13 protein-coding genes are annotated in these 18,122 nt (G+C 59.9%); 1 reads left to right on the forward strand and 12 read right to left on the reverse strand.

The annotated features are described in order from the left end of the window. Positions 1 to 93: 93 nt before the first annotated feature. From AOZ53_RS22375 to AOZ53_RS22405, 7 genes are all read right to left on the reverse strand, one after another. Positions 94 to 519 (reverse strand): hypothetical protein, encoded by a 426-nt coding sequence (locus AOZ53_RS22375; RefSeq protein ID WP_054489403.1) that lies wholly within the window; start codon positions 517 to 519, stop codon positions 94 to 96. 137 nt (positions 520 to 656) lie between these two features. Continuing rightward, positions 657 to 971: a helix-turn-helix domain-containing protein gene (locus tag AOZ53_RS22380; protein WP_054433877.1), complete on the reverse strand. Its 315-nt coding sequence runs from the start codon at positions 969 to 971 to the stop codon at positions 657 to 659. 249 nt (positions 972 to 1,220) lie between these two features. Further along, positions 1,221 to 3,650, reverse strand: coding sequence for a TonB-dependent siderophore receptor (locus AOZ53_RS22385; protein WP_231690663.1), 2,430 nt, complete (start codon positions 3,648 to 3,650; stop codon positions 1,221 to 1,223). Positions 3,651 to 3,808: 158 nt separating this feature from the next. Continuing rightward, the gene (locus tag AOZ53_RS22390; RefSeq protein ID WP_054489405.1) at positions 3,809 to 4,849 is read right to left on the reverse strand and encodes a FecR domain-containing protein; all 1,041 of its coding nucleotides are present in this window, start codon (positions 4,847 to 4,849) and stop codon (positions 3,809 to 3,811) included. Beyond that, positions 4,839 to 5,483, reverse strand: a complete 645-nt coding sequence (locus AOZ53_RS35090; protein ID WP_054489407.1) for a sigma factor-like helix-turn-helix DNA-binding protein — start codon at positions 5,481 to 5,483, stop codon at positions 4,839 to 4,841. Before AOZ53_RS35090 ends, AOZ53_RS22390 begins: the two co-directional genes overlap by 11 nt. Before the next feature lie 141 nt (positions 5,484 to 5,624). Continuing rightward, positions 5,625 to 6,053, reverse strand: coding sequence for a CopD family protein (locus tag AOZ53_RS22400; RefSeq protein WP_054489409.1), 429 nt, complete (start codon positions 6,051 to 6,053; stop codon positions 5,625 to 5,627). A 3-nt stretch (positions 6,054 to 6,056) separates the two neighbouring features. Further along, positions 6,057 to 6,368: a DUF3817 domain-containing protein gene (locus AOZ53_RS22405; protein ID WP_049070432.1), complete on the reverse strand. Its 312-nt coding sequence runs from the start codon at positions 6,366 to 6,368 to the stop codon at positions 6,057 to 6,059. Positions 6,369 to 6,506: 138 nt separating this feature from the next. Here AOZ53_RS22405 and AOZ53_RS22410 point away from each other — a divergent pair, with 138 nt between their 5' ends. Further along, positions 6,507 to 7,463 carry a GlxA family transcriptional regulator gene (locus tag AOZ53_RS22410; protein ID WP_054489411.1) on the forward strand — a complete coding sequence of 319 codons (957 nt, stop codon included), beginning with the start codon at positions 6,507 to 6,509 and terminating at the stop codon, positions 7,461 to 7,463. Positions 7,464 to 7,557: 94 nt separating this feature from the next. On the opposite strand, the gene AOZ53_RS22415 is transcribed toward AOZ53_RS22410, so the two are convergent. The 5 genes from AOZ53_RS22415 to AOZ53_RS34385 all read right to left on the reverse strand — a co-directional run bounded on the left by AOZ53_RS22415 (position 7,558) and on the right by AOZ53_RS34385 (position 17,512). After that, positions 7,558 to 7,890 carry a hypothetical protein gene (locus AOZ53_RS22415; protein WP_054489413.1) on the reverse strand — a complete coding sequence of 111 codons (333 nt, stop codon included), beginning with the start codon at positions 7,888 to 7,890 and terminating at the stop codon, positions 7,558 to 7,560. 498 nt (positions 7,891 to 8,388) lie between these two features. Next, positions 8,389 to 9,228, reverse strand: a complete 840-nt coding sequence (locus tag AOZ53_RS33705; protein ID WP_081335563.1) for a phospholipase D-like domain-containing protein — start codon at positions 9,226 to 9,228, stop codon at positions 8,389 to 8,391. Beyond that, positions 9,218 to 10,618 (reverse strand): hypothetical protein, encoded by a 1,401-nt coding sequence (locus AOZ53_RS34380; protein WP_156333482.1) that lies wholly within the window; start codon positions 10,616 to 10,618, stop codon positions 9,218 to 9,220. Before AOZ53_RS34380 ends, AOZ53_RS33705 begins: the two co-directional genes overlap by 11 nt. A gap of 803 nt (positions 10,619 to 11,421) precedes the next feature. Next, positions 11,422 to 15,654 carry a helicase-related protein gene (locus tag AOZ53_RS22420; protein ID WP_054489414.1) on the reverse strand — a complete coding sequence of 1,411 codons (4,233 nt, stop codon included), beginning with the start codon at positions 15,652 to 15,654 and terminating at the stop codon, positions 11,422 to 11,424. Beyond that, positions 15,647 to 17,512: a hypothetical protein gene (locus tag AOZ53_RS34385; protein WP_156333483.1), complete on the reverse strand. Its 1,866-nt coding sequence runs from the start codon at positions 17,510 to 17,512 to the stop codon at positions 15,647 to 15,649. Before AOZ53_RS34385 ends, AOZ53_RS22420 begins: the two co-directional genes overlap by 8 nt. Between the last annotated feature and the right edge of the window lie 610 nt (positions 17,513 to 18,122).

Raw genomic sequence — 18,122 nt, forward strand, 5'->3', positions numbered from 1 at the left:
TCACATCGTCTCGTTGCTTTAGCAGCATCGAGACCACGTGCCCCGATGCCGCCAATCTGCAAAAGGCGGTTTCGAACCTGCAACAACGGCGGCTTATTCAGCCCTGGCCTTCATCGAATGCTTCGGCGCCCGGTAATGCGTCGGCACCTTCGGCTCCCTGCGCGTGATGGCCGCCGGCGTGCCTCCCGGCGCCGCCAGCGCCTGCGCCAGCAACTTGGCGAACATCTTGCGGATGGCGGAATTGCTGTCGTTCACATCCTGCTTGCAATACAACCGGAACAGCCAGAATTGCCGCTCGGCGTCGCACCAGTAATAGATGACTCGCAAGCCGCTGCGCTTGCCCCGGCTGCGCTGCGGGTCGACGTAACGCAGCTTGCGCAGCCCGCCGGTGCCTTCGATGACGACGCCGGCCTCGGGCAGTTTCAACATCAGGCATTGCAGCGCGCGAAATTCGTCGTCGGCCAGAAATTCCTCGCGGTGGCGAGAGAATTCGGGCAGCTCGACAAACAGGGCATTCATGGCAACGCACGCGTATCGCGTCTGGGGATCGACTGAAGCCCATTTTGACGGGCTTCATGTCGTCCATGCGCGTGCCGGGCGTGGGTTTCGGACGAAGCGAATGACGCTGCCTTGTGGCTGCAAGACGCGCCTTGCGCTTACACGACTGCCAGTCGTTCCACGGTATCGGGGAATCTCTCGACCAGACGAATCAGCAAGGCCGCCTGCGCATTCGGCTTGGCGCGGCCTTGCTCCCAGTTTTCCAACGTGCGAGGGTTGGTGCGCAGATAGTGTGCGAATACCTGCCGCGACAGGTGCAAGCGCTCGCGCAGAGCCAGCAGCTCTTCCGCGGTCACCTCCGGTGCGGGATTGCGTTCTACTTTGTGCGTGCGCAAGGTTCGCTTGCCCGCTCGCTCATCGGCAAGCGCATCGAGGCCCTCGGCTATTTCCGCATACAAATTCCGCTTTTTCATCGCCGCGCCTCGCGTTCCGCTTCCAACATGCTTTTGAGTGGCAATAGCCAGGAGAGCCATTTTGGCGAGGTTGCCTTCTCAAGCGGATACGCAGCAGCTGATATCCGACCAACAGAAAAGAAAGCCGACATTGCATCGACGCAAGGCCCCGCTGCGTAACAGCGGCGAGCCGACCCCGCGCGATCGGCTCGCCGTTCACTCAACCCGTCGCGTCAGACATCGACTAAACGCTGTGCCGCAGGCAACGCGCTAGAACCGCCCCCGCAACGTCAACAACACGCTGCGCGGCGCGCCATAGTTGTTGCGGTTCTCCACGTACCCGGGGTACTCGTAATACACCTTGTCGAACAGGTTGTTCACGTTCAGCGCCGCCGTCCAGTGCGAGGTCAGGTCGTACGCCACCCGCGCATTCCACACGCTGTACGACGGCCGCCGCACTTTCGAGATGCTGTTGCTCAGCGCGCTCTGCCAGTTCACGCCGGCGCCCAGGCTCAGGCGGTTCCACTCGTCCGGCAGGCGGTACTCGCTCCAGACGCGCAGCAGGTGGCGCGGGGTTTCCTCGCTAAAGGTCTGGCCTTCGCGGTCGGGGTCGCTCAGGTACTTGTTGCTGTTGAAGGTGTAGCCGGCCGCCAGTTGCAGGCCGGTCATCACCTCGCCGCTCAGCTCTGCCTCGAAGCCCTGGCTGCGCACCTTGCCGGCGGCGCGCGAGCAATAGCCGCCGTTGCACACCGGACCGGCCTCGTAGTCCTGCACCGCGCGGTTCTTCTGGTCGATGCGGTAGACGGCGAACGAGGTATTGAGTTTGCCGTCCATCAGCTCGCCCTTGATGCCGGCCTCGTAGTTGGCGCCGACGATGGGCTTGAGGATGCTGCCGTCCAGCGTGGTGGCGGTCTGCGGCTCGAAGATGTCGGCGTAGCTGGTGTAGACCGACCAGTTCGGCGTCAGCGCGTACACCAGGCCCAGGAACGGCGTGAACTCGGCGCTGGCCTTGCTGGTGCTGACGTCGCTCCAGGTGGCGGCCTGCGTGCTGTAGCGGCTCTCGAACCAGCTGAAGCGGCCGCCCGACACCAGCGTCAGGTCATCCGTCAGGCTGCTGCGCAACTGCGCGTAGACGCCTTTCTGCACGTGCGGCTCATAGCGCGAGGTGCGCTGCGAATCCGGGAAGCTGTCCGGCCTGGGCACGCGCGCATCCGGGCGGAACACGTCCAGCGGCAGGTAGTTGGAGGCGTACTCGATGCGGTCGGTGGACTTGAGCCGCGACAGGCTCACGCCCACCACCAGATCCTGCGGCATGCCGAAGGTGGTGAAGCGCCCGTTCACGTTGGCGTCAAAGCCGATGTGCCGCGCCGACTTGTCGTAGTTCCATGCGTTGCGCATCGGCCCCATCCGCGTCACCGGGTCCACCGCGCCCGTCGCGTCCAGCGCCGTGGTCAGGCTCTCTTCCTTGACGTAGGTGGCGGCGATCTTCAGGCGCCAGTCGTCGTTGAAGCGGTGCGTCAGGTCGGCGAACAGCTGCGTTTCGTCGCGGTCCCACTTGTTCCAGTCCGCCCCCAGGAAGGTCGACCGCTTCAGGCCCAGCGAGCTGCCGTCGCTGTAGCGCGGCAGGCCGCCGAAGAAGGGCGTGGAACGCAGCCGCGACACCAGCACGCCCGCGCCCAGCGTAGTGCGCGGCGTCAGGTCGTAGTCGAGCGCGGCGTACAGGTTGGTGTCGCGCTCCTTGACCACGTCGATGAACGAACCCTTGGTGTCGTAGTCCAGCACCGCGCGGCCGCGCAGGCTGCCGTCGGCGTTGAGCGCGCCGCCCGCGTCCAGCATGCCGCCGTAGTGGTCCCACGACCCGGCGCGCGCTTCCATCAACACCTGCGTCTCGGCGGTCGGGCGCTTGCGCACCAGGTTGACCGAGCCGCCCGGCTGGCCCGCGCCCTCGAACAGCCCCTGCGCGCCGCGGAACACCTCGACGCGGTCCAGATAGGCGGTGCTGCCGGTGAAGCTGTTGCCCACCGCATAGAAGCTGCGCGACAGCGGCACGCCGTCGTACTGGATATTGCTGATCTTGAACCCGCGCGAATAGAAATTGCGCCCGCCGTCCGCCACTTCGCTGATGGTCACGCCGGTGGTGTTCTCCAGCACCTCGCTGATGGTGGCCAGGTTCTGGTCGTCGATGCGCTTGCGCGTCACCACCGTGACCGACTGCGGAATGTCCTTGAGCGCCTGCTCGGTCTTGCCGATGGTCGCCGCGCTAGCGGCGTACGACTGCGAGCCCTCGGTCTGGGCGTGGTAAGTGCCGCTCACCAGCACCGGCGACAACGTGCTGACGCCGGTGCGCGGCTCGGCCTCGATGCGGATGCCGCCATCGACATTGACCGCGCGATAGCCCGTGCCCGCCAACAGCGCGCGCAAGCCGTCCGCCGTGTCGAAGGCGCCGTTCAACCCGGCGCTGCGCGCCCCCGCCAGCTGCGCGGACGAATACGCCAGCGAGATCCCCGCCTGCCGCGCGAACGCCGACAGCGCGTCATTCAAGGGCCCGGGCGCGATGGCATAGACGCGCGCCGACGCGGTCGCCGCCTGCGTCGCGGGCGGCCCGGCCTGGGCGCGCGCCGGAGCCGCGCTCGTCAACGCGCCCAGGGCCACCATCAACGGCAGCAGCGCAACAGAGGAAAGGGAAGGGCAGGCGCGCAAGCAAGCCCGGTCACCGGGCGGCGTCGCCGCGGCCCGGAGGCGGTGGGTCTTCACGAGAGATACTCCATTGAGGGTCGGTCGATACGGGGCAGTGCGCACTGCTGCACCCGGTATGACGAGCGTCTTGCCCAATCCCCTCAAATTCTTTGTAACGGCGCTCAGCCGCGCGCCCGCACCCGCGTCACCCGGCCGCCCCACCACAGGCGCCCGGCCTGCGGCTCCACCGGCAGGATCTGGCGCAGCAGCGCCAGCACCTTGCGCGTGTCGTCCAGCTGGAACACGCCCGACACCTTCAAACGCGCCACCGTAGGGTCGCACTCGATCGGCCCGTGATAGCGCGCCAGCTCGCGCAGGAAGGCGTCCAGCGGCATGTCGCGCACCGACAGCGCGCCCTCGACCCAGGCGCCGCCGTCCAGCATGCGAACGGCCTCGGGCGCGATCGGCTCGACGCCGCGCGGCGTCATGCGCGCGGACTGGCCCGGATGCAGCGTGGTCGAGGTATCGCCCTCGCGCGGCGCCAGCGCCACCGCGCCTTCATCCACCGCGACCTCGCTGTAGTCGTCCCACTGCCGCACCCGGTAGCGCGTGCCCAGCGCCTGCGCCCGGCCATCGCGCGTCTCCACGAACAGCGGCCGCGCCTGCGGCTCGTGCCCCGAGATCAGATAGATTTCACCGGCCAGCAACCGGATGCGGCGCACCGCGCCCCCATAGTCGATATCGACCGCGCTATCGCTGTTGAGCACCAGCGTGCCGCCATCCTGCAAGCGGACCTCGCGCCGCTCGCCGCGCGCGGTGGACACATCGGCCAGCATCTGCTGCACCATGGGCGCATCGCCCAGCCGCCACGCCATCCACCCGCCCGCCGCCAGCGCGCCAAACGACGCCAGCACCTTGCGGCGCGAACGCCGCGCCTGTGCCGCGCCCGTCTGCCGCAGGATGCGCGCGGCCGCTTGCGGCGGCATCCCCGCCGCCGGCCGTTGCAACCGGGCGCCCAGCGCCTGCAGGCGTTCCCACACCACCGCGTGCGCCGGCCGCGCATGCAGCCAGGCCTCGAACGCCTGCCACGCGCCGGCATCGGCCGTGTTGTATTGCAGCTTGATGCGCCACTGGATCGCCGCGTCCAGCACGGTCGGGTCCGCCGCGCCGTCCGCCGCCGGACCGGGATCGGCCTGCGCCGCGGACGTGCGATCAGGACTCATAGACCAGCCGATAGCAATGGCCCAGCGCCTGCGCCAGATAACGCTCCACCGTCGCCACCGACTTGCCCACCTGCCGCGCGATCTGCGGGCAGGTGTAGCCGTCCATCTGCGCCAGCAGGAACACATCGCGCACCTCGGGCTTGAGACGCCCCAGCATCTGCGCCACCTGCTCCAGCGATTCCAGGATCAGCAGGCGCGATTCTTCAGAGGGCCAGTGCTGTTGCGGATAGGTCTGCAACACCGCCAGATAGCTGCGCTCGATGTCGAGCCGGCGCCAGTGGTCGACCAGCAGCCGGTTGGCGATGGTGCGCAGATAGGCGCGCGGCTCGCGCAGGGCGGTGTCGGGAGTGTGGGAGGCGTTGGGCGCGTGCGGGGTGTCGGACGGGCTTTGCGCGTCGGACGGGTTCGGCGTGCCGGACGGGTGCAGCGTGCCGGACGGGTGCAGCGTGCCGGACGGGTGCAGCGTGCCGGACGGATTGGCCGACAGCAGGCGCACGAAGGTGTCCTGCGCCAGATCGGCCGCGCGGTGCGCATCGCCCAGCTTCAGGCGCAGCCAGCCATGCAGCCAGGCGTGATGGTCACGGTAGAGCGTCGCGATACCGGCGTCGGGGCTGGCGCTGGGCTTGGCTGGCATGAGGGCAGGGCATGTGAATGGGAATTGTTCACATTATAGGGGTGAAGCTTGGGCTCCCCCGGGACTGCGCGGCCAGGCCAACACCTTCGGCGCCTGAAGCGACAAGCCACCATATCGACGCCATCGAGCGACATACCGCCCTCAGAACGGCTTCATCACCACCAGCAGAATAATCAGGACCGGCGCGGCCAGCACCACCGACATCAGCCGCGCGCGACTCGCCTCGGTGACGTCACCCGCCGCCTCCGCCAGCCGCCGCAGCCGCCCCGCCTGCATCCCGTGCACCGCCGCCAGCACCAGCACCAACGCCAGCTTCACCGACAGCCACCCGCTGCCAAACCAGCCCGCGCTCGTCGCCAGATACACGCCGCTGGCCAACGCGCCCACCATCGCCGGCGTGGTCAGCAGCCGTTCCCACTTGCGCAGCAGCCGCAGGCGCGCCAGCTCCTGCGGCAAGGCCGGCCCCGGCAGCTTGTCGGCCGCCGCCAGCACGAACGCCTGCACCACCATCCCCGCCACCCAGAACAGCACCAGCGCCAGGTGCAGCGACTTGATCAGCAGATACGCCATCGCTCACGCCTCCCGCGCGCGGCGCAGCGAACGAGCGATCACGAAGCCGCCAAACGGCACCAGCGTCGCCACCAACGTCCACACCAGCCGCTGACGCGGCCAGCCCTGCGCCGACGCCACATTGCACGCCAGCGCGATATAGACCATGAACGCCACCCCATGCACCGGCCCCACCCACGACACCCCTTGCGGCATTCCGGCCAGATGCTTCAACGGCACCGCGACGCCCAGCAGCGCCAACAGCGTCACGCCTTCCAGCATGGCCGCCCACTTGAAGAGAGCAGGGGTCGAAGCATCGGCGTCTTTCAGGGGCATGGCAGCGTCTCGCAACAGGATCAGCGGCATTGTCCGGGCTGGCGCAATCGCCAGCCATTGGCCAAAATGCCAATCTTCGAAAGAAATCCGCCAACCGTGCGCCGCCGTCCGCCCGACCTGTCCCGAGGCCCCAACCCCATGCCCCCGTCCACCCCGCACCGCGTCGCCGTGCTCGCCTTCGACGGCCTCGTCGCGGGCGACCTGTCCATCCCCTGCGAAATCTTCCAGCTCGCCGAAACCCTCGACGGCCGCCGCCCCTACGCCGTGCAGGTCCACGCCAGCAAACCCCGCGTCCGCACCCACGCCTACGACCTGCACATCCGCCACCGCCTGGACGCCGCGCGCGGCGCCGACACCCTCGTCATCCCCGGCCTGGCCGACCCCGCTGACAGCGTCTCGGATGACATCCTCGACCTGGTCCGCCACGCCCACGCCCGGGGCGCCCGCATCGCCTCCATCTGCACCGGCGCCTTCGTCCTGGCCGCCAGCGGCATCCTCGACGGCCTCAAGGCCACCACCCACTGGAAAGCCGCCGGCCTGCTCGCGCGCCGCTACCCCGCCATCGACGTCAACCCCAACGTCCTGTTCGTCGACAACGGCCAGGTCCTGACCTCCGCCGGCGCTGCCGCCGGCATGGACCTGTGCCTGCACATGATCAAGCGCGACCACGGCGCCGCCGTCGCCGCCAACAGCGCCCGCCTGGCCGTCGTGCCGCTGGAACGCGCCGGCGGCCAGGCGCAATTCATCGTCCGGCCCACGCCGGCCTCGCACACCGACCTGACGCCGCTGCTGCACTGGATCGAACACCGACTGGCCGAGAACCTGACCGTCGCCGCGCTCGCCGCCCAGGCCGCGGTCAGCGTGCGCACCTTGAACCGGCGGTTTCAGGAACTGCTGGGGGTCAGTCCGCTGCAATGGGTGATCCAGGCGAGGGTGAATCGTGCGCGCGGGATGCTGGAGACGACGGACCTGCCGGTGGAGCGGGTGGCGATGGAAGTGGGGTTCGGGTCAGCGGTGTCGCTGCGGGAGCATTTCACGGGGATCGTGGGGACGAGCCCGATGGGGTATCGACGGGCGTTTCGGCGGGCGGCGTGAAGGCTGCCTGATGCTTGGGAATGGGGCGGCCTGACGCTTGGTGGCCTGGAACTGGCCTGACGCGTTGCGCGGCAGGCCGTTGGTCTTTTTCGGGTTACTGGATCGAGCGGGGCGCGTTATGCGTGGAGGCGTCGAACGCGGCGTCATCAGCGTAGGCGCGGGCCGATTCCAGCATGGCGTCGGTCAGGGTGCCGAGGTGATCGCACAGGCCCTCCACGCCGCCCATCAACGCGGCCACCGTCCATGCGTCCAGCGGCTGGCTGCCCGTGGCGGCGGGCTCCGACGCGCTGTTGCCGACCAGGCGGGCGATGGTCTGGATGGCGTAGCGGGCGCGTTCGATGTTGTAGAGGTGGGAGAGAGGGACCGGGGCGTGCTCGGGGTCGGTGTCGACCAGCCAGGGGTTTTGGGTGAGGGGGTGGGATTGCATGGACTTCCTCCGACGATGTGGAAATCCCGCTGCCCCACTTCCAAATGGGGCGGGCGGGCACAGGACAAGGTTGGAAGACCGGATCGTCGGAACCGGCGTGCGGCTAGCGCACCCCTGCCAAGGCCCGCCCATTGGGCGTGCGGAGGCTTGCTGACCCTAAGGGGTCGGCATCGACGAATTTTCCGGCTTCCACACCGGGGTACCGTTGGTGGCGGTAGTGGAGTAAGTATACGGTGACGACTGCTGTCCCTTCTGCCAAGTAGTCAGTTTGGCCATAGCGAGTGTCGGAACAATCATCACATGGTGTCTGGTTTCGACCCGTTGAGCTTTTCAAACGCTGCCTAGGAACGGCTGCAAAGCAACGATTTACGCCGGTCAAAGTCATGCAAGCAGCTGCTGCTCTCAACGTACAGCGTCGCTGCCATTCAAAATCACTGCAGTCGGATAGCGCGACTAGCCACTACCGTCAATGTAAGCTCTACTCAGCGTATATACCCCTCACATCTTTCGCGGCGACACTGCCAAGACGGCATCGATTGTTTCCGCCGCCCTTCGGGCTGAAGCGCCTTGAACGTAGAAGCCCAGCTCAAGTGAATAGTTGAAGGACCAAGTCGTCATGTTGGAAGACCCCAGGTAGCACTGATTGTTGTCTGCGACAACCACTTTCGCGTGAAACGTTTCATACTGCCCGGCACCTTTGGCGAGGCGGAATTCGAATACCGAAACGCTTAGTCCCGCGAGGCGCTGCTTGGCCGCAATAATAGCTTGCGCATGGGCCTGTCTGACCACAAGACACCGCTCAACTTTCGGGTGCGTCATCTCGAAAAGGGATAGAACACGATCAAGTCCATCAGCGTCAAGGAAGGGCGTCATCACAAGGAACCGCCGATCTGCCGAAACAGCCATCCGCTGGAAAGTGTCCCCAGTCTCTTGTAAGCCCCAATCGCCCCTAAGGGATTGAGCCAGAGCAGAACTAAATATACTTGGCGAGGGTGGTCTTGATAGCACCACGGACACCCGATCCGCATCTTCGTGCACTTTCGTGCGATATACCGCTATTCCTAGTAGCATCAGCGAAAGTTCGTAGCAGACAGCCGGAGATAACGTCAATCTCCAGGTAGTTTCGCTCTCTTTAACAGCAGCGCCGGCCCTACAAACGGATGCTAGCGCCTCCCGCACCGTCTCGAGACGCGCGGTGGAGACACCAGCAATTTTTGCAAGCTCCTTAACGCTCGACGGAGTTCGGAGTCGACCTTTTGATCCCTGCACGAAGATCGGAGCCAAGAGTTCGGCAAAGCGAGCCACCTCAAGGAGGACAGCAATCGCCTCATTTTTCATTGCGGGCAATCACCTCGAGATATCCTGGAATTCGCATGCCGGCATGCGTTGCATCTTCGCGAGGAGCAAGCCCTCCTCCCAGCACGGAACGCGAAAGCAGTCGGTTAGACGCAATACAAGACGTTTCTGGCACAACAATGCAATCGGGGCAAGCCCCTCCCTTCGTTTCGCATAAGCTGCCCGAACCGCACAGTAGAGACTCTTGCGCGCCTAGGTGCTTAAGAAATTCAGTATTGGAATTTCGCCAAAGGGCCGACATGTATCCTAGGTCCATCGTAGTGGCATTGCGATACACGACGAAGGCCATATCGCATGGAAAAAGGTACTCACTAAGAGAGCCAAGGTCGAGACCCGAAAACTCTGAAACCGCCTTCATGACCACATGTGCATAAGTATGAAGTAGGGTATAGCAGTATCGGTAGGTGGAGGCATCCGCCGGAATCAAGTCGGAGAAAAATCGCCCAAACGGCTGAGCTCGTTCCAGCAAATGCGCGTTCAGCTTGGCCGTCTCGTGGGGATTCCAGTCGGGCAAATCTGCAACGTTCACCTCTCTCAACCAAGCCAAAACTTGCTCTGGAGAAAGTTGAACGTAGATGGCCTCATTCTTCTGCGTTACAGTGTAGATAGGCCGCTTACGGGAATCCCTAAAGGGATCGAACAGATTCAATCTAACCGGCAGGCGTAGAGTTCCAGAGTCCTTCTTTTCAATGATGGGTTCATTGGACATTCTTGTATACCCATGGGTAAAGCGACACAGCTCGAACTCGCGGATCAGTCCAATCTTCTCTATACCCAGTCTCGCAGCAACCCTCTTAGTAGTGCTCATCTGAGACAACATCTGTTCGTCGTCACGAGGTCCTATGATTCTGTCTGGTGACGTGAAAAGAACGAAGGGTGCACGTTCACCTGGCAGCGTTGACGCTTCGAGCGTTCCTCGCTTGAGAGCCTCGTGCTCGACTGCTAGAAGCACCGGATCATAGCGGCTCCCATAGCTTTGACGTTGCATAACCTGCGCCAAGAACGAAGGCGGAGCCTCCGTGCGTTCGGGTATGAGGCCGGGTATTTCTCGCCAACTCTCAACCATCTTCGAGAGTACTCCACGCAAGTCTTCCTTGTTTGACTCCGCCATCGGTCCGCTCAACATTTCCTCGAGAGCTCGGTATGGCGTCAACTGTGCTGCAGCGCCTTTCTGTTCCATAACCTGCAGAATTTCTTCTGTGGTCAAGGGCGCTGAACCAATTCCATACCAGCCCGCCAAACTATTAGCCAGGTCAGACCTTCGCTCCTCTCTCAACAACTCCAGAAGTTTCTGCTGCTCCTTTCCAAACACAATGAACTGATCACTGTGCGGATAGAACGATGCCGTTGCACGATAGCTAATAGGCTCCATCCGTCGCCACCTGGGGGGGCGATTGAAGCACTCGTCGCCAAGAATCTCCGTAGTCTCCTTATCGTTTTGCAACCAAGAGTCGCCGGCCTTGTGGCCAGCTTCACATGTGAAAAACCATTGACCTATTCTTGGCGACTTGTCATTTAGGAAAAACTTACTGCTACCGCACTGTCGGCACCCGACCGGTCGATACGAATCTTGCTCAGCTTGGCTCCACTCCCAACGGCCAGGGTGCGGGGCGCTCCATCCACCAGACCAGTGAACGAAAATGACATCGAGCTGCCTCCAAGTGCATCGACTCCCATCAGTCTTGCAGGGTTCGCCTGTAAGTCTTGGAAGTGACGCTGCCGCCTCTTTCACAGTATCAAATTGATGAAATCGGCCGCATTTGTTGCAAACAAAAGAAGCCGGGCCAGGGATATATCCAACAAGAGTTGGGTTAACCAGTTGGAACTGATTGGGCGAAAGCGCCTTGTAGTTCCCCTCCGGCAGGAGCGCCTTATCGATGCACTGCCTAGGCAAGGGACGATGCTTATCGTCACCTGCTTCCTGCGCTCTGGCGTACCAACTTCTCCAAGTCTCTTGAAGTCGCTCAAAGAGTTGTCGCTGTGCCTCTGTCGGCAACTGCACCTCCTTAGCATTCACATCTTCCAAAGGTACTGCCACACATGCTCCCAGTCCGCCCTCGAAGGTGAAAATCGAACCAGGTGCGTAAGATGATGCGAGTTGGCCTCGTGACCTGCTCATGGCTTGCGGTGCGGGCTTAGCGGGGCCCTCTCTGAAGTAGCTTCCCGAGCGCGCCATCATTGCTCTCCCAAGACATCGTCATTTGCAGAGCCGAACCGAGTGAATCGCATGATTGTGCGAGCGTCGTCGGAGTCAAGTCCTTTACCGTTGAAATCGCGATACGCGAACCTGATAGATCCAGCTTCGTCAACATCTCGAAGCGAGGTCATCGGACGCTGAAGCGAGCTTGGGCGTTCCTTATAGAATTCGCCGATGGACTGCTCCGCCATCGACCTATCTGAAGCCCAATCAGAGAGCTGCTGAACGACGCGTTGGCGTATATCTTCAAGGTAGTGCTCCTTGTGATATGGCGCGAACGTGTCATTGTCTAGTCCCAGTGCCTTGTAGATGAACGAGCATGCGCCATCAACCAAGACCGCACCCTGTTTCTCGAAGAGAGAGTTCGTATTGGGTATCCAAGAAAGGTCTCGCACGGACTTTTTGCTTTCTGGAGGTTCAAGAGTGACCTCCTTCACGAAGCGAATGCCTGCCAGATAGGTCTGCAAGAGACTAGGCAGTACTCGTTCGATGGCTTTGTCAGCCCAGCGGTCTATAGCTGCTGGCGCAACCATGCGCTCGAGGAATCGGTGGTAGCTGTCGAAAACCTGAATCACATACCTATCTCGTCGGCGTTGAGGCGTCGGCAACAACACCACGAATCCAACATGTGTTCGTCCAACGCGAGATGAGGCCTGTATATACTCTGCCACGTCAGAAGGCATACCTGCAAAGAACATCGAATTGAACTCCTCAACGTCAACACCATGGGAGATGGCAGAGGTCGCAATTACAGATCGCAGCTCACTTGTAAGTGGGCCGAAAGGCTGACCCGGATGCGGCCGCCGTTGAGCTTCCCGCACAGTGGCTTGAATCTCCCCTTGGGCCACGGAGCCAGTTATCAGGCGAGTTTGCAGATCGGAGATGTCAAGTCCGAGGTCCTCATGCTTTTTGCGAGTCTCTTCGAACTCCGCAGCCATGATTTGGTCGCCGCCCTTTTTGTTCGTCACATACGTCAGTGAGATGCGATGCAAGTCGACCAATGTAGCGAGCGCGTCAGGAGTTGCAGTTTCGATATGCTGCAGGTAGATGGAGTGGAGTGGACCGTCGGATATGCCATCTTTTAGTAGCGCTCTAGCCTTTGACACCTCCGCTTCATCTGTCGAGGTGAGACCAAGCATCAGGCGAGATACAAGAGCATGAAAACTCGCAAGTACGGCAACGGTAGTTGCCGTATGTGGCCGACCGTTGGTTAAGAAGGCTGCATAGACTCGGCTCCAAGATGCCCAAGCTTCGGTATTCACATCTCGCAATGCGTCCCGAACAGGACCGTCTTTGGAGGCTGCTGGGTTGGCGTAGAAGGACTCGTACAAACTCTCCCCTGGATAGGGAAACTGCATCGCTGGAACTTCTCTTTGGTAGAGGTGCTCCATCTGCCGCTCGGGGTCGGAAACCGTAGCGGAAGCAGCAATCACCTTGGCTCTTCGGCGCTTGATTCCATCAGGCTCTCTAATGACGAGCCCCCTGAGTACCTTACCCAATTCCTCGAAGATGGCGTCTAGCGAAGATTCGAAGATGCCCGCAAATGTGCCCAACGATTCGTCTAGCAAGTGCGCTTCGTCCTGGATCAGCAGACTCGGAAATGGGTCAAAGAACGCTGAAGCACCGCGTGGGTACGAGGGCGAGAGGAGCTCGTAGCCCAAAGACTCGGGGTCACCATCGAACTCTTTTGGGGACTTCGGCATCTTCAAACGTCCCGTTTCACGATGCCTCCACGGGGCCGCGCCGAACATGCCATAGATGTTTCGGAGGGTACTGGTTGACTGCCCGATAAGCGCGAGCTTGTCGACCGTCCCTAACACGACGCTTGGAGCGATTGCATAGATATCCGTGTCGCAGATATAGAACGGAAGCGGACTCCACCCACCCTCGTTCGAAGCGCATTGGAGATTTGTGCAGACGTGACCAAGTAAGCTATCTAGCTCCCCAAATACCCGAAGTGCGGTCGGTTGACCACAGAATGGGCAAGCAGGAATTTTGTTCCAAGCATCGAACTGGAGGCGATAGCGACTCGAATCAGCATTGAGTAACTTGCGCTCGTTTTTCTCGGTAGGAAGACTGTCCTTAAGCAGTGGAATGTCATCAAACCCTGGCGCTTTGGGGTGGTTTGGAGAACCACCACTACCGACCCAGAACCCAATCGAGAACGGAGCCCCAACAACACCTCTACGCTTACGAACCAGTTCTGCTTTGGCGAGCACCACGGCGCATCGCTGCGCCTGTTGAATTGTCAGCAAACGAAGGGGATAACGCATCATCGCGGTCACCCCGAAGGCTTTACCGCGCAAGCGGTCGAAGAATAGGGTGAATGCAAGAAGTCCAAAAAAGGCCTCTGACTTGCCCCCCCCGGTTGCAAAGTAGAGCAACGTGACCGTGTCATCTCGGAATTTGTCGTAGTGCTGATGGAATGACTTCAGCCTAGTGGCCATGGCTGGAATGTGCGCCACGATGAATGCTAGCTGGAATAGCCGCCACTCCCCCTTATCATTTTTGAGCTTCTCTCGCAGGAGGTCAGCCATCGCCTCGTTCATGCACAACCATGCCTCGAACACGATCGCAGCCTCATCGACTTGCGGCCCCCGCGTTGAGTTCTTTTCCCAAGCGGTACGAGACTCTTGAAGAATCTTCAATCCTGCCTTTATAGCTGCGATTTCTTTTTCCCAAGCAACACAGTCTTTCTCAAATCCGTTCTTCTCGCGCTCACGTCCATTGATATCCGTCGCCTCCAGGCCTGCATCAAGTTGAACCGAATCACTCAGGCTCGAGAACCATCTATCAATCGCAATTCCAAGCGGCAAGACACCGTCCAGCCCCTCGGGTCGGCTCAGAGCAAGAATATTCCGATCGATTCCTGCATGCTCTTTCGGGATAATTCGAGGTTGGGTGTATCTCGGCGACCAGGTGGTACGGAGCACCATCTCTCGCTCTGTTTTCTGAATTACCTTCACACCACCATTGAAGCCTGTCGCCGGATAAGCCAAATATCGGTTGTACCGGTATGAAGGTTTTACCCGACCTAGTTTTAATTCCTTGAGCTGTTCGTTGGAAATCAAAGTCTCAAGCGACACTTGAAAAACGCTTGTTTCAGTGAAGTCATCCGATGAATCTTGAGACCGGTTCTCCAGAAGAACCTGAACTGTTGTTTCATCTGGATTGAGCCAGTTAGGAATCAGAGTGACGTCCCACTCAAGCTTGAATGCAGGCAGCTCTATCTTGGGCTCCTTTCGCATATCGACCAAAAAAGCATCCCAACCCTTATATTGAGAAGGAAAGACTTTTCTCCCCTTGCGTATTCCCCAATCCTTCCCCTGCGTTGATTGCGCCCACTCCGCGATCGCAAAATGCACAGCTCCGTTCAGCTCCGCTGAGCAGACATCAAGCTCCCGCTTCAATCGTTCAGGAGACCATGAAGCATCGACGACAAGGGCCGGCAGTTTCCCCACATCCAAAGGAATGCGGAACCACTTTTGTGGAATATCGAGTGGCTGTGCATGGTCATCTTTTAGTTCGACGGCAACTGCCTCTGAACTTACTGTGGCTCCCTCAACCTCTGCTGTCAGCTCCCTGTCGATCAACTCACTACCTGAAGAGGTGGACGTTGCCGTAGTGGTGTAATCAAGTAGTGCATCCGGATTCTTCACACTTTGCAAATTGATGGGGAGCCCCATCACCCTATGGATCTCTTCGCGGACGCGTTTTTCTGTTTCTTTCCATTTCGGATGTTTGTTTCGGCTCTGCTCCCCTTCTTCAGTCTTGAGTTTGCGCCACGATGCCTCGAGTGCTGCTTTCGTTTGGTCTTGAAGCGCCTTTCGGGTCTCGTCGTTTACGCGAAAGGAGAGTTGCATATTGGATCGGCGAAGGTCCTCGCTCGTTGGAAGAACGCGTACATACACCTGAAAAGATGGCTTGACCGTGAACTTGACCGCGTGGCCACTCTTGACGTGAAAATTCAGCCCATGGGAATAAATCTGAATTGGCTGCGTGACTTCGTCTCCATCGCCCAGCTCGGCTGGTCTTGGCAGCAGGAAGGCAGAATTTAGGATACTTCTTGGGCGGGCCCCAAAAAGCTCAGAACCTTCTGGCCCATGCCCCGAAATAGCGAAGAAGGTTTGATTTATGAGGCTGTCCACCACTGCCTCTTTCAGCCCAGTCGGGATTTCAGACGGATCAACTCTGGACACTGATTCAGCCATTTTTCACCCTCATGGATTCTTGAACCGCCTCTACGGTGTATACGTTATCCTGTGCCATCAAGAACAATCGATGGACAACAGCCGGGTCCAGCCTCTGATGTACGGCAAACGACTCTTGCGCCATGAGGAGGTCTGTATATGCATCTGAAACACGACGTCCGTCTGCTCTTCTTGTTCCCCGCATTGGTTGAATGACGGTTTTCCAGAAGAGGAGCATTTCGACGGGTGACAGACCGACGGCCTCCGCAAAGTACTTAAAGTGAGCCTCCTTTTGAGGCGCGTGAGGTTGGTTTTCTTCAAATGCCACGGTGAGCCATCTACTAGCGTCTATCCACGCTCGAATAGTGTTGACCGTCGGGAAGTCGTGAGGGCACCCGGGCATATTCTGAATCACCTCCCTCAGCCGCTCCGCCTTGTCGGTCAGCGTTTTTCCAAAGAGACGTTCTTCGACCAGTCCGGCAATGCGAGTGTGGTACTGATGAAGCAGCGATTCGAAACGCTTGTCGTTGGATATGGAGACGCCTGCAGACTTCAGTGCACCTTCTGTTAGCTCTCGAAGTTCGCCAGACATTACAAGAACTTGATCGCCGGGCTTGAGACTCTTGACCTGCACAGCTCTGAAGCCTCGCGTTAGAGGTTGCCCCTCTATGGGATCATAGAGATAGATTGTTGTCGCGGGACTACGAACAAGAACTTTTCCACTATCGAGAACTAGTTTCCAAGCATCTGGGTCGTCCGGCTCGCTCTCGTTGATATGCCCAGAGAGACCCGCTTCAAACGAAAAGGCCGGAAGAACAAAGTCTTCTCGAGAGAGCTTTGTGTCTTCGATGTCAGGATACGCACTAAGCTGAGATAGCAGCTTGGCCATGCGAGGTTTAAGGCCTTGCATGCCTGCAATGCCCTCAATAGCATGCAGTGAAGATTTCAGGTATGCCGCGTTTCTGGCTGTGAGAAGTAAGTAGGCACGCCCATAAATACGCTCATCCGAAATCAACAGACGAAGTCCTTCTTCATCCAGTCCAGCAAAGACTACGGTCGAATCGCTGTTGCACTTGAGCACTTCATCCAATGTCGCGCTTGGAACGAGACGAAGCCTGTCTTTTAGAATGCCGTAGCCCTCACCAGGAGCAAATCCATCATAACTGTAGGTTTCAAAGAAGCGCTCTGCGAGCTTTCGCGCAGTCGGGTGAGTGAAGATGAGGACGCATTTTTCCTCCCCACGTGTGTGCTCTTCGATCAGTCGCGCCAGCAGCTGGACGAACGGCGTTCCGTTTTCATAGGCTCGCCACATGTCGTCCGCTTGGTTGACTAGCGCCTTCAGTTTCGCAGCATCAGGATAGGTCGATGAGTTGATGAGCTCAGTAAGAGGCACTCTCCGGCTTGGCCATAAGAAGTCCTTACGCACATTCATTGGCAAATCAGCCTCGCTAAGCCAGTTAGTCAAGACCTTGACGCTTGAAGGCATCGATGCCAGTCGGTTCAAGAAGGTGATTGCCTGCGACAGCAGTTCCCTCTCTTGTTCGGCTTGAGCGCGTTTTTTAAGCGCCTCGAAGCCAAGTACCACAGATGCCGCTGTTCTGTCGGTCTCTGTGACCACATAGTCCAGCGCAGATGGAGGACGGAATCGAGAAAGCTCTGGAGGGGTAACCCCTTCACCAGTCGTGGTGAAGGGTATTCCCAGGGGGCTCACCCGCAGAATTGGATTGAGACGACTTGCTAATCCGTTGGCACTCTTGGACCTTTTGTCCAGTTCCCTCAGTAGTTGCATACGAACGTGCGGGTCATCTGAAACCACGACGACGCTTGGCAAATCGCTTCCAAATACCGCTGTCAGAATGTCCAAGAAACGAATGATCATCGGACGCCAGTTGGTAATCGACTTCCTTGTACCCTTCATGAGGTCTAGGACGATTACGTCTGGGCGTCCCCCACGCCTAAGCTTGCGGAGGATTAACTCTACAGCCTCTCCCGACGAACGCCACCCCAGCGCCATCAATGCATCAGGGGCTGAAGAAAAATCGCTCACCGCCCGAATAAGGTCGTTTAGAGCTCGGGTCCAACTCCGGTTTCCCAGTTGACCCTTCACTCGCCTTAGCAAGTCGCCGTCGCTAGCCGACCAATTGCCAGAATCATCCCCGCTATAAAAATGAGGTAGCAACTCGGAAAGTGTCGGGTCGATGCCACCACCTTCGTCCAAATGCTCATTATTAAGGCACGTTAGGAATGGGTCCTTCTCATGCATCGAGACGGTAACTAGCGGGTTGGGCATTCCTCCAGGGGACTCACACTGGCTAGCGGCGAGGGAAGCGATCTCCTTCCTGTCAGCGACGATATGGTTAAGACCGTGCAGAAAGTTTGCTTTTGCGGGATAAATGAGCGTCCTAATTCCCCTCTTGTTCCCGGCGTGCCACTCAGATAAGGTGGCTGTGGCATGAACGAGTGCGAGCCGCTTTAGAGATCCAGGCCAT

The organism is Achromobacter sp. 2789STDY5608621, assembly GCF_001299375.1.
Lineage (GTDB): Bacteria > Pseudomonadota > Gammaproteobacteria > Burkholderiales > Burkholderiaceae_B > Achromobacter > Achromobacter insuavis.

Excerpts from the sequence above, each read along its gene's own strand:
- AOZ53_RS33705 (WP_081335563.1), bottom strand. The coding sequence starts at position 9,228 with ATGAAAAATGAGGCGATTGCTGTCCTCCTTGAGGTGGCTCGCTTTGCC.
- AOZ53_RS22420 (WP_054489414.1), bottom strand. The coding sequence starts at position 15,654 with ATGGCTGAATCAGTGTCCAGAGTTGATCCGTCTGAAATCCCGACTGGG.
- AOZ53_RS35090 (WP_054489407.1), bottom strand. The coding sequence starts at position 5,483 with ATGCCAGCCAAGCCCAGCGCCAGCCCCGACGCCGGTATCGCGACGCTC.
- AOZ53_RS22410 (WP_054489411.1), top strand. The coding sequence starts at position 6,507 with ATGCCCCCGTCCACCCCGCACCGCGTCGCCGTGCTCGCCTTCGACGGC.
- AOZ53_RS22375 (WP_054489403.1), bottom strand. The coding sequence starts at position 519 with ATGAATGCCCTGTTTGTCGAGCTGCCCGAATTCTCTCGCCACCGCGAG.
- AOZ53_RS22405 (WP_049070432.1), bottom strand. The coding sequence starts at position 6,368 with ATGCCCCTGAAAGACGCCGATGCTTCGACCCCTGCTCTCTTCAAGTGG.
- AOZ53_RS22400 (WP_054489409.1), bottom strand. The coding sequence starts at position 6,053 with ATGGCGTATCTGCTGATCAAGTCGCTGCACCTGGCGCTGGTGCTGTTC.
- AOZ53_RS22390 (WP_054489405.1), bottom strand. The coding sequence starts at position 4,849 with ATGAGTCCTGATCGCACGTCCGCGGCGCAGGCCGATCCCGGTCCGGCG.
- AOZ53_RS34380 (WP_156333482.1), bottom strand. The coding sequence starts at position 10,618 with ATGGAGCCTATTAGCTATCGTGCAACGGCATCGTTCTATCCGCACAGT.
- AOZ53_RS22380 (WP_054433877.1), bottom strand. The coding sequence starts at position 971 with ATGAAAAAGCGGAATTTGTATGCGGAAATAGCCGAGGGCCTCGATGCG.
- AOZ53_RS34385 (WP_156333483.1), bottom strand. The coding sequence starts at position 17,512 with ATGATCATTCGTTTCTTGGACATTCTGACAGCGGTATTTGGAAGCGAT.
- AOZ53_RS22415 (WP_054489413.1), bottom strand. The coding sequence starts at position 7,890 with ATGCAATCCCACCCCCTCACCCAAAACCCCTGGCTGGTCGACACCGAC.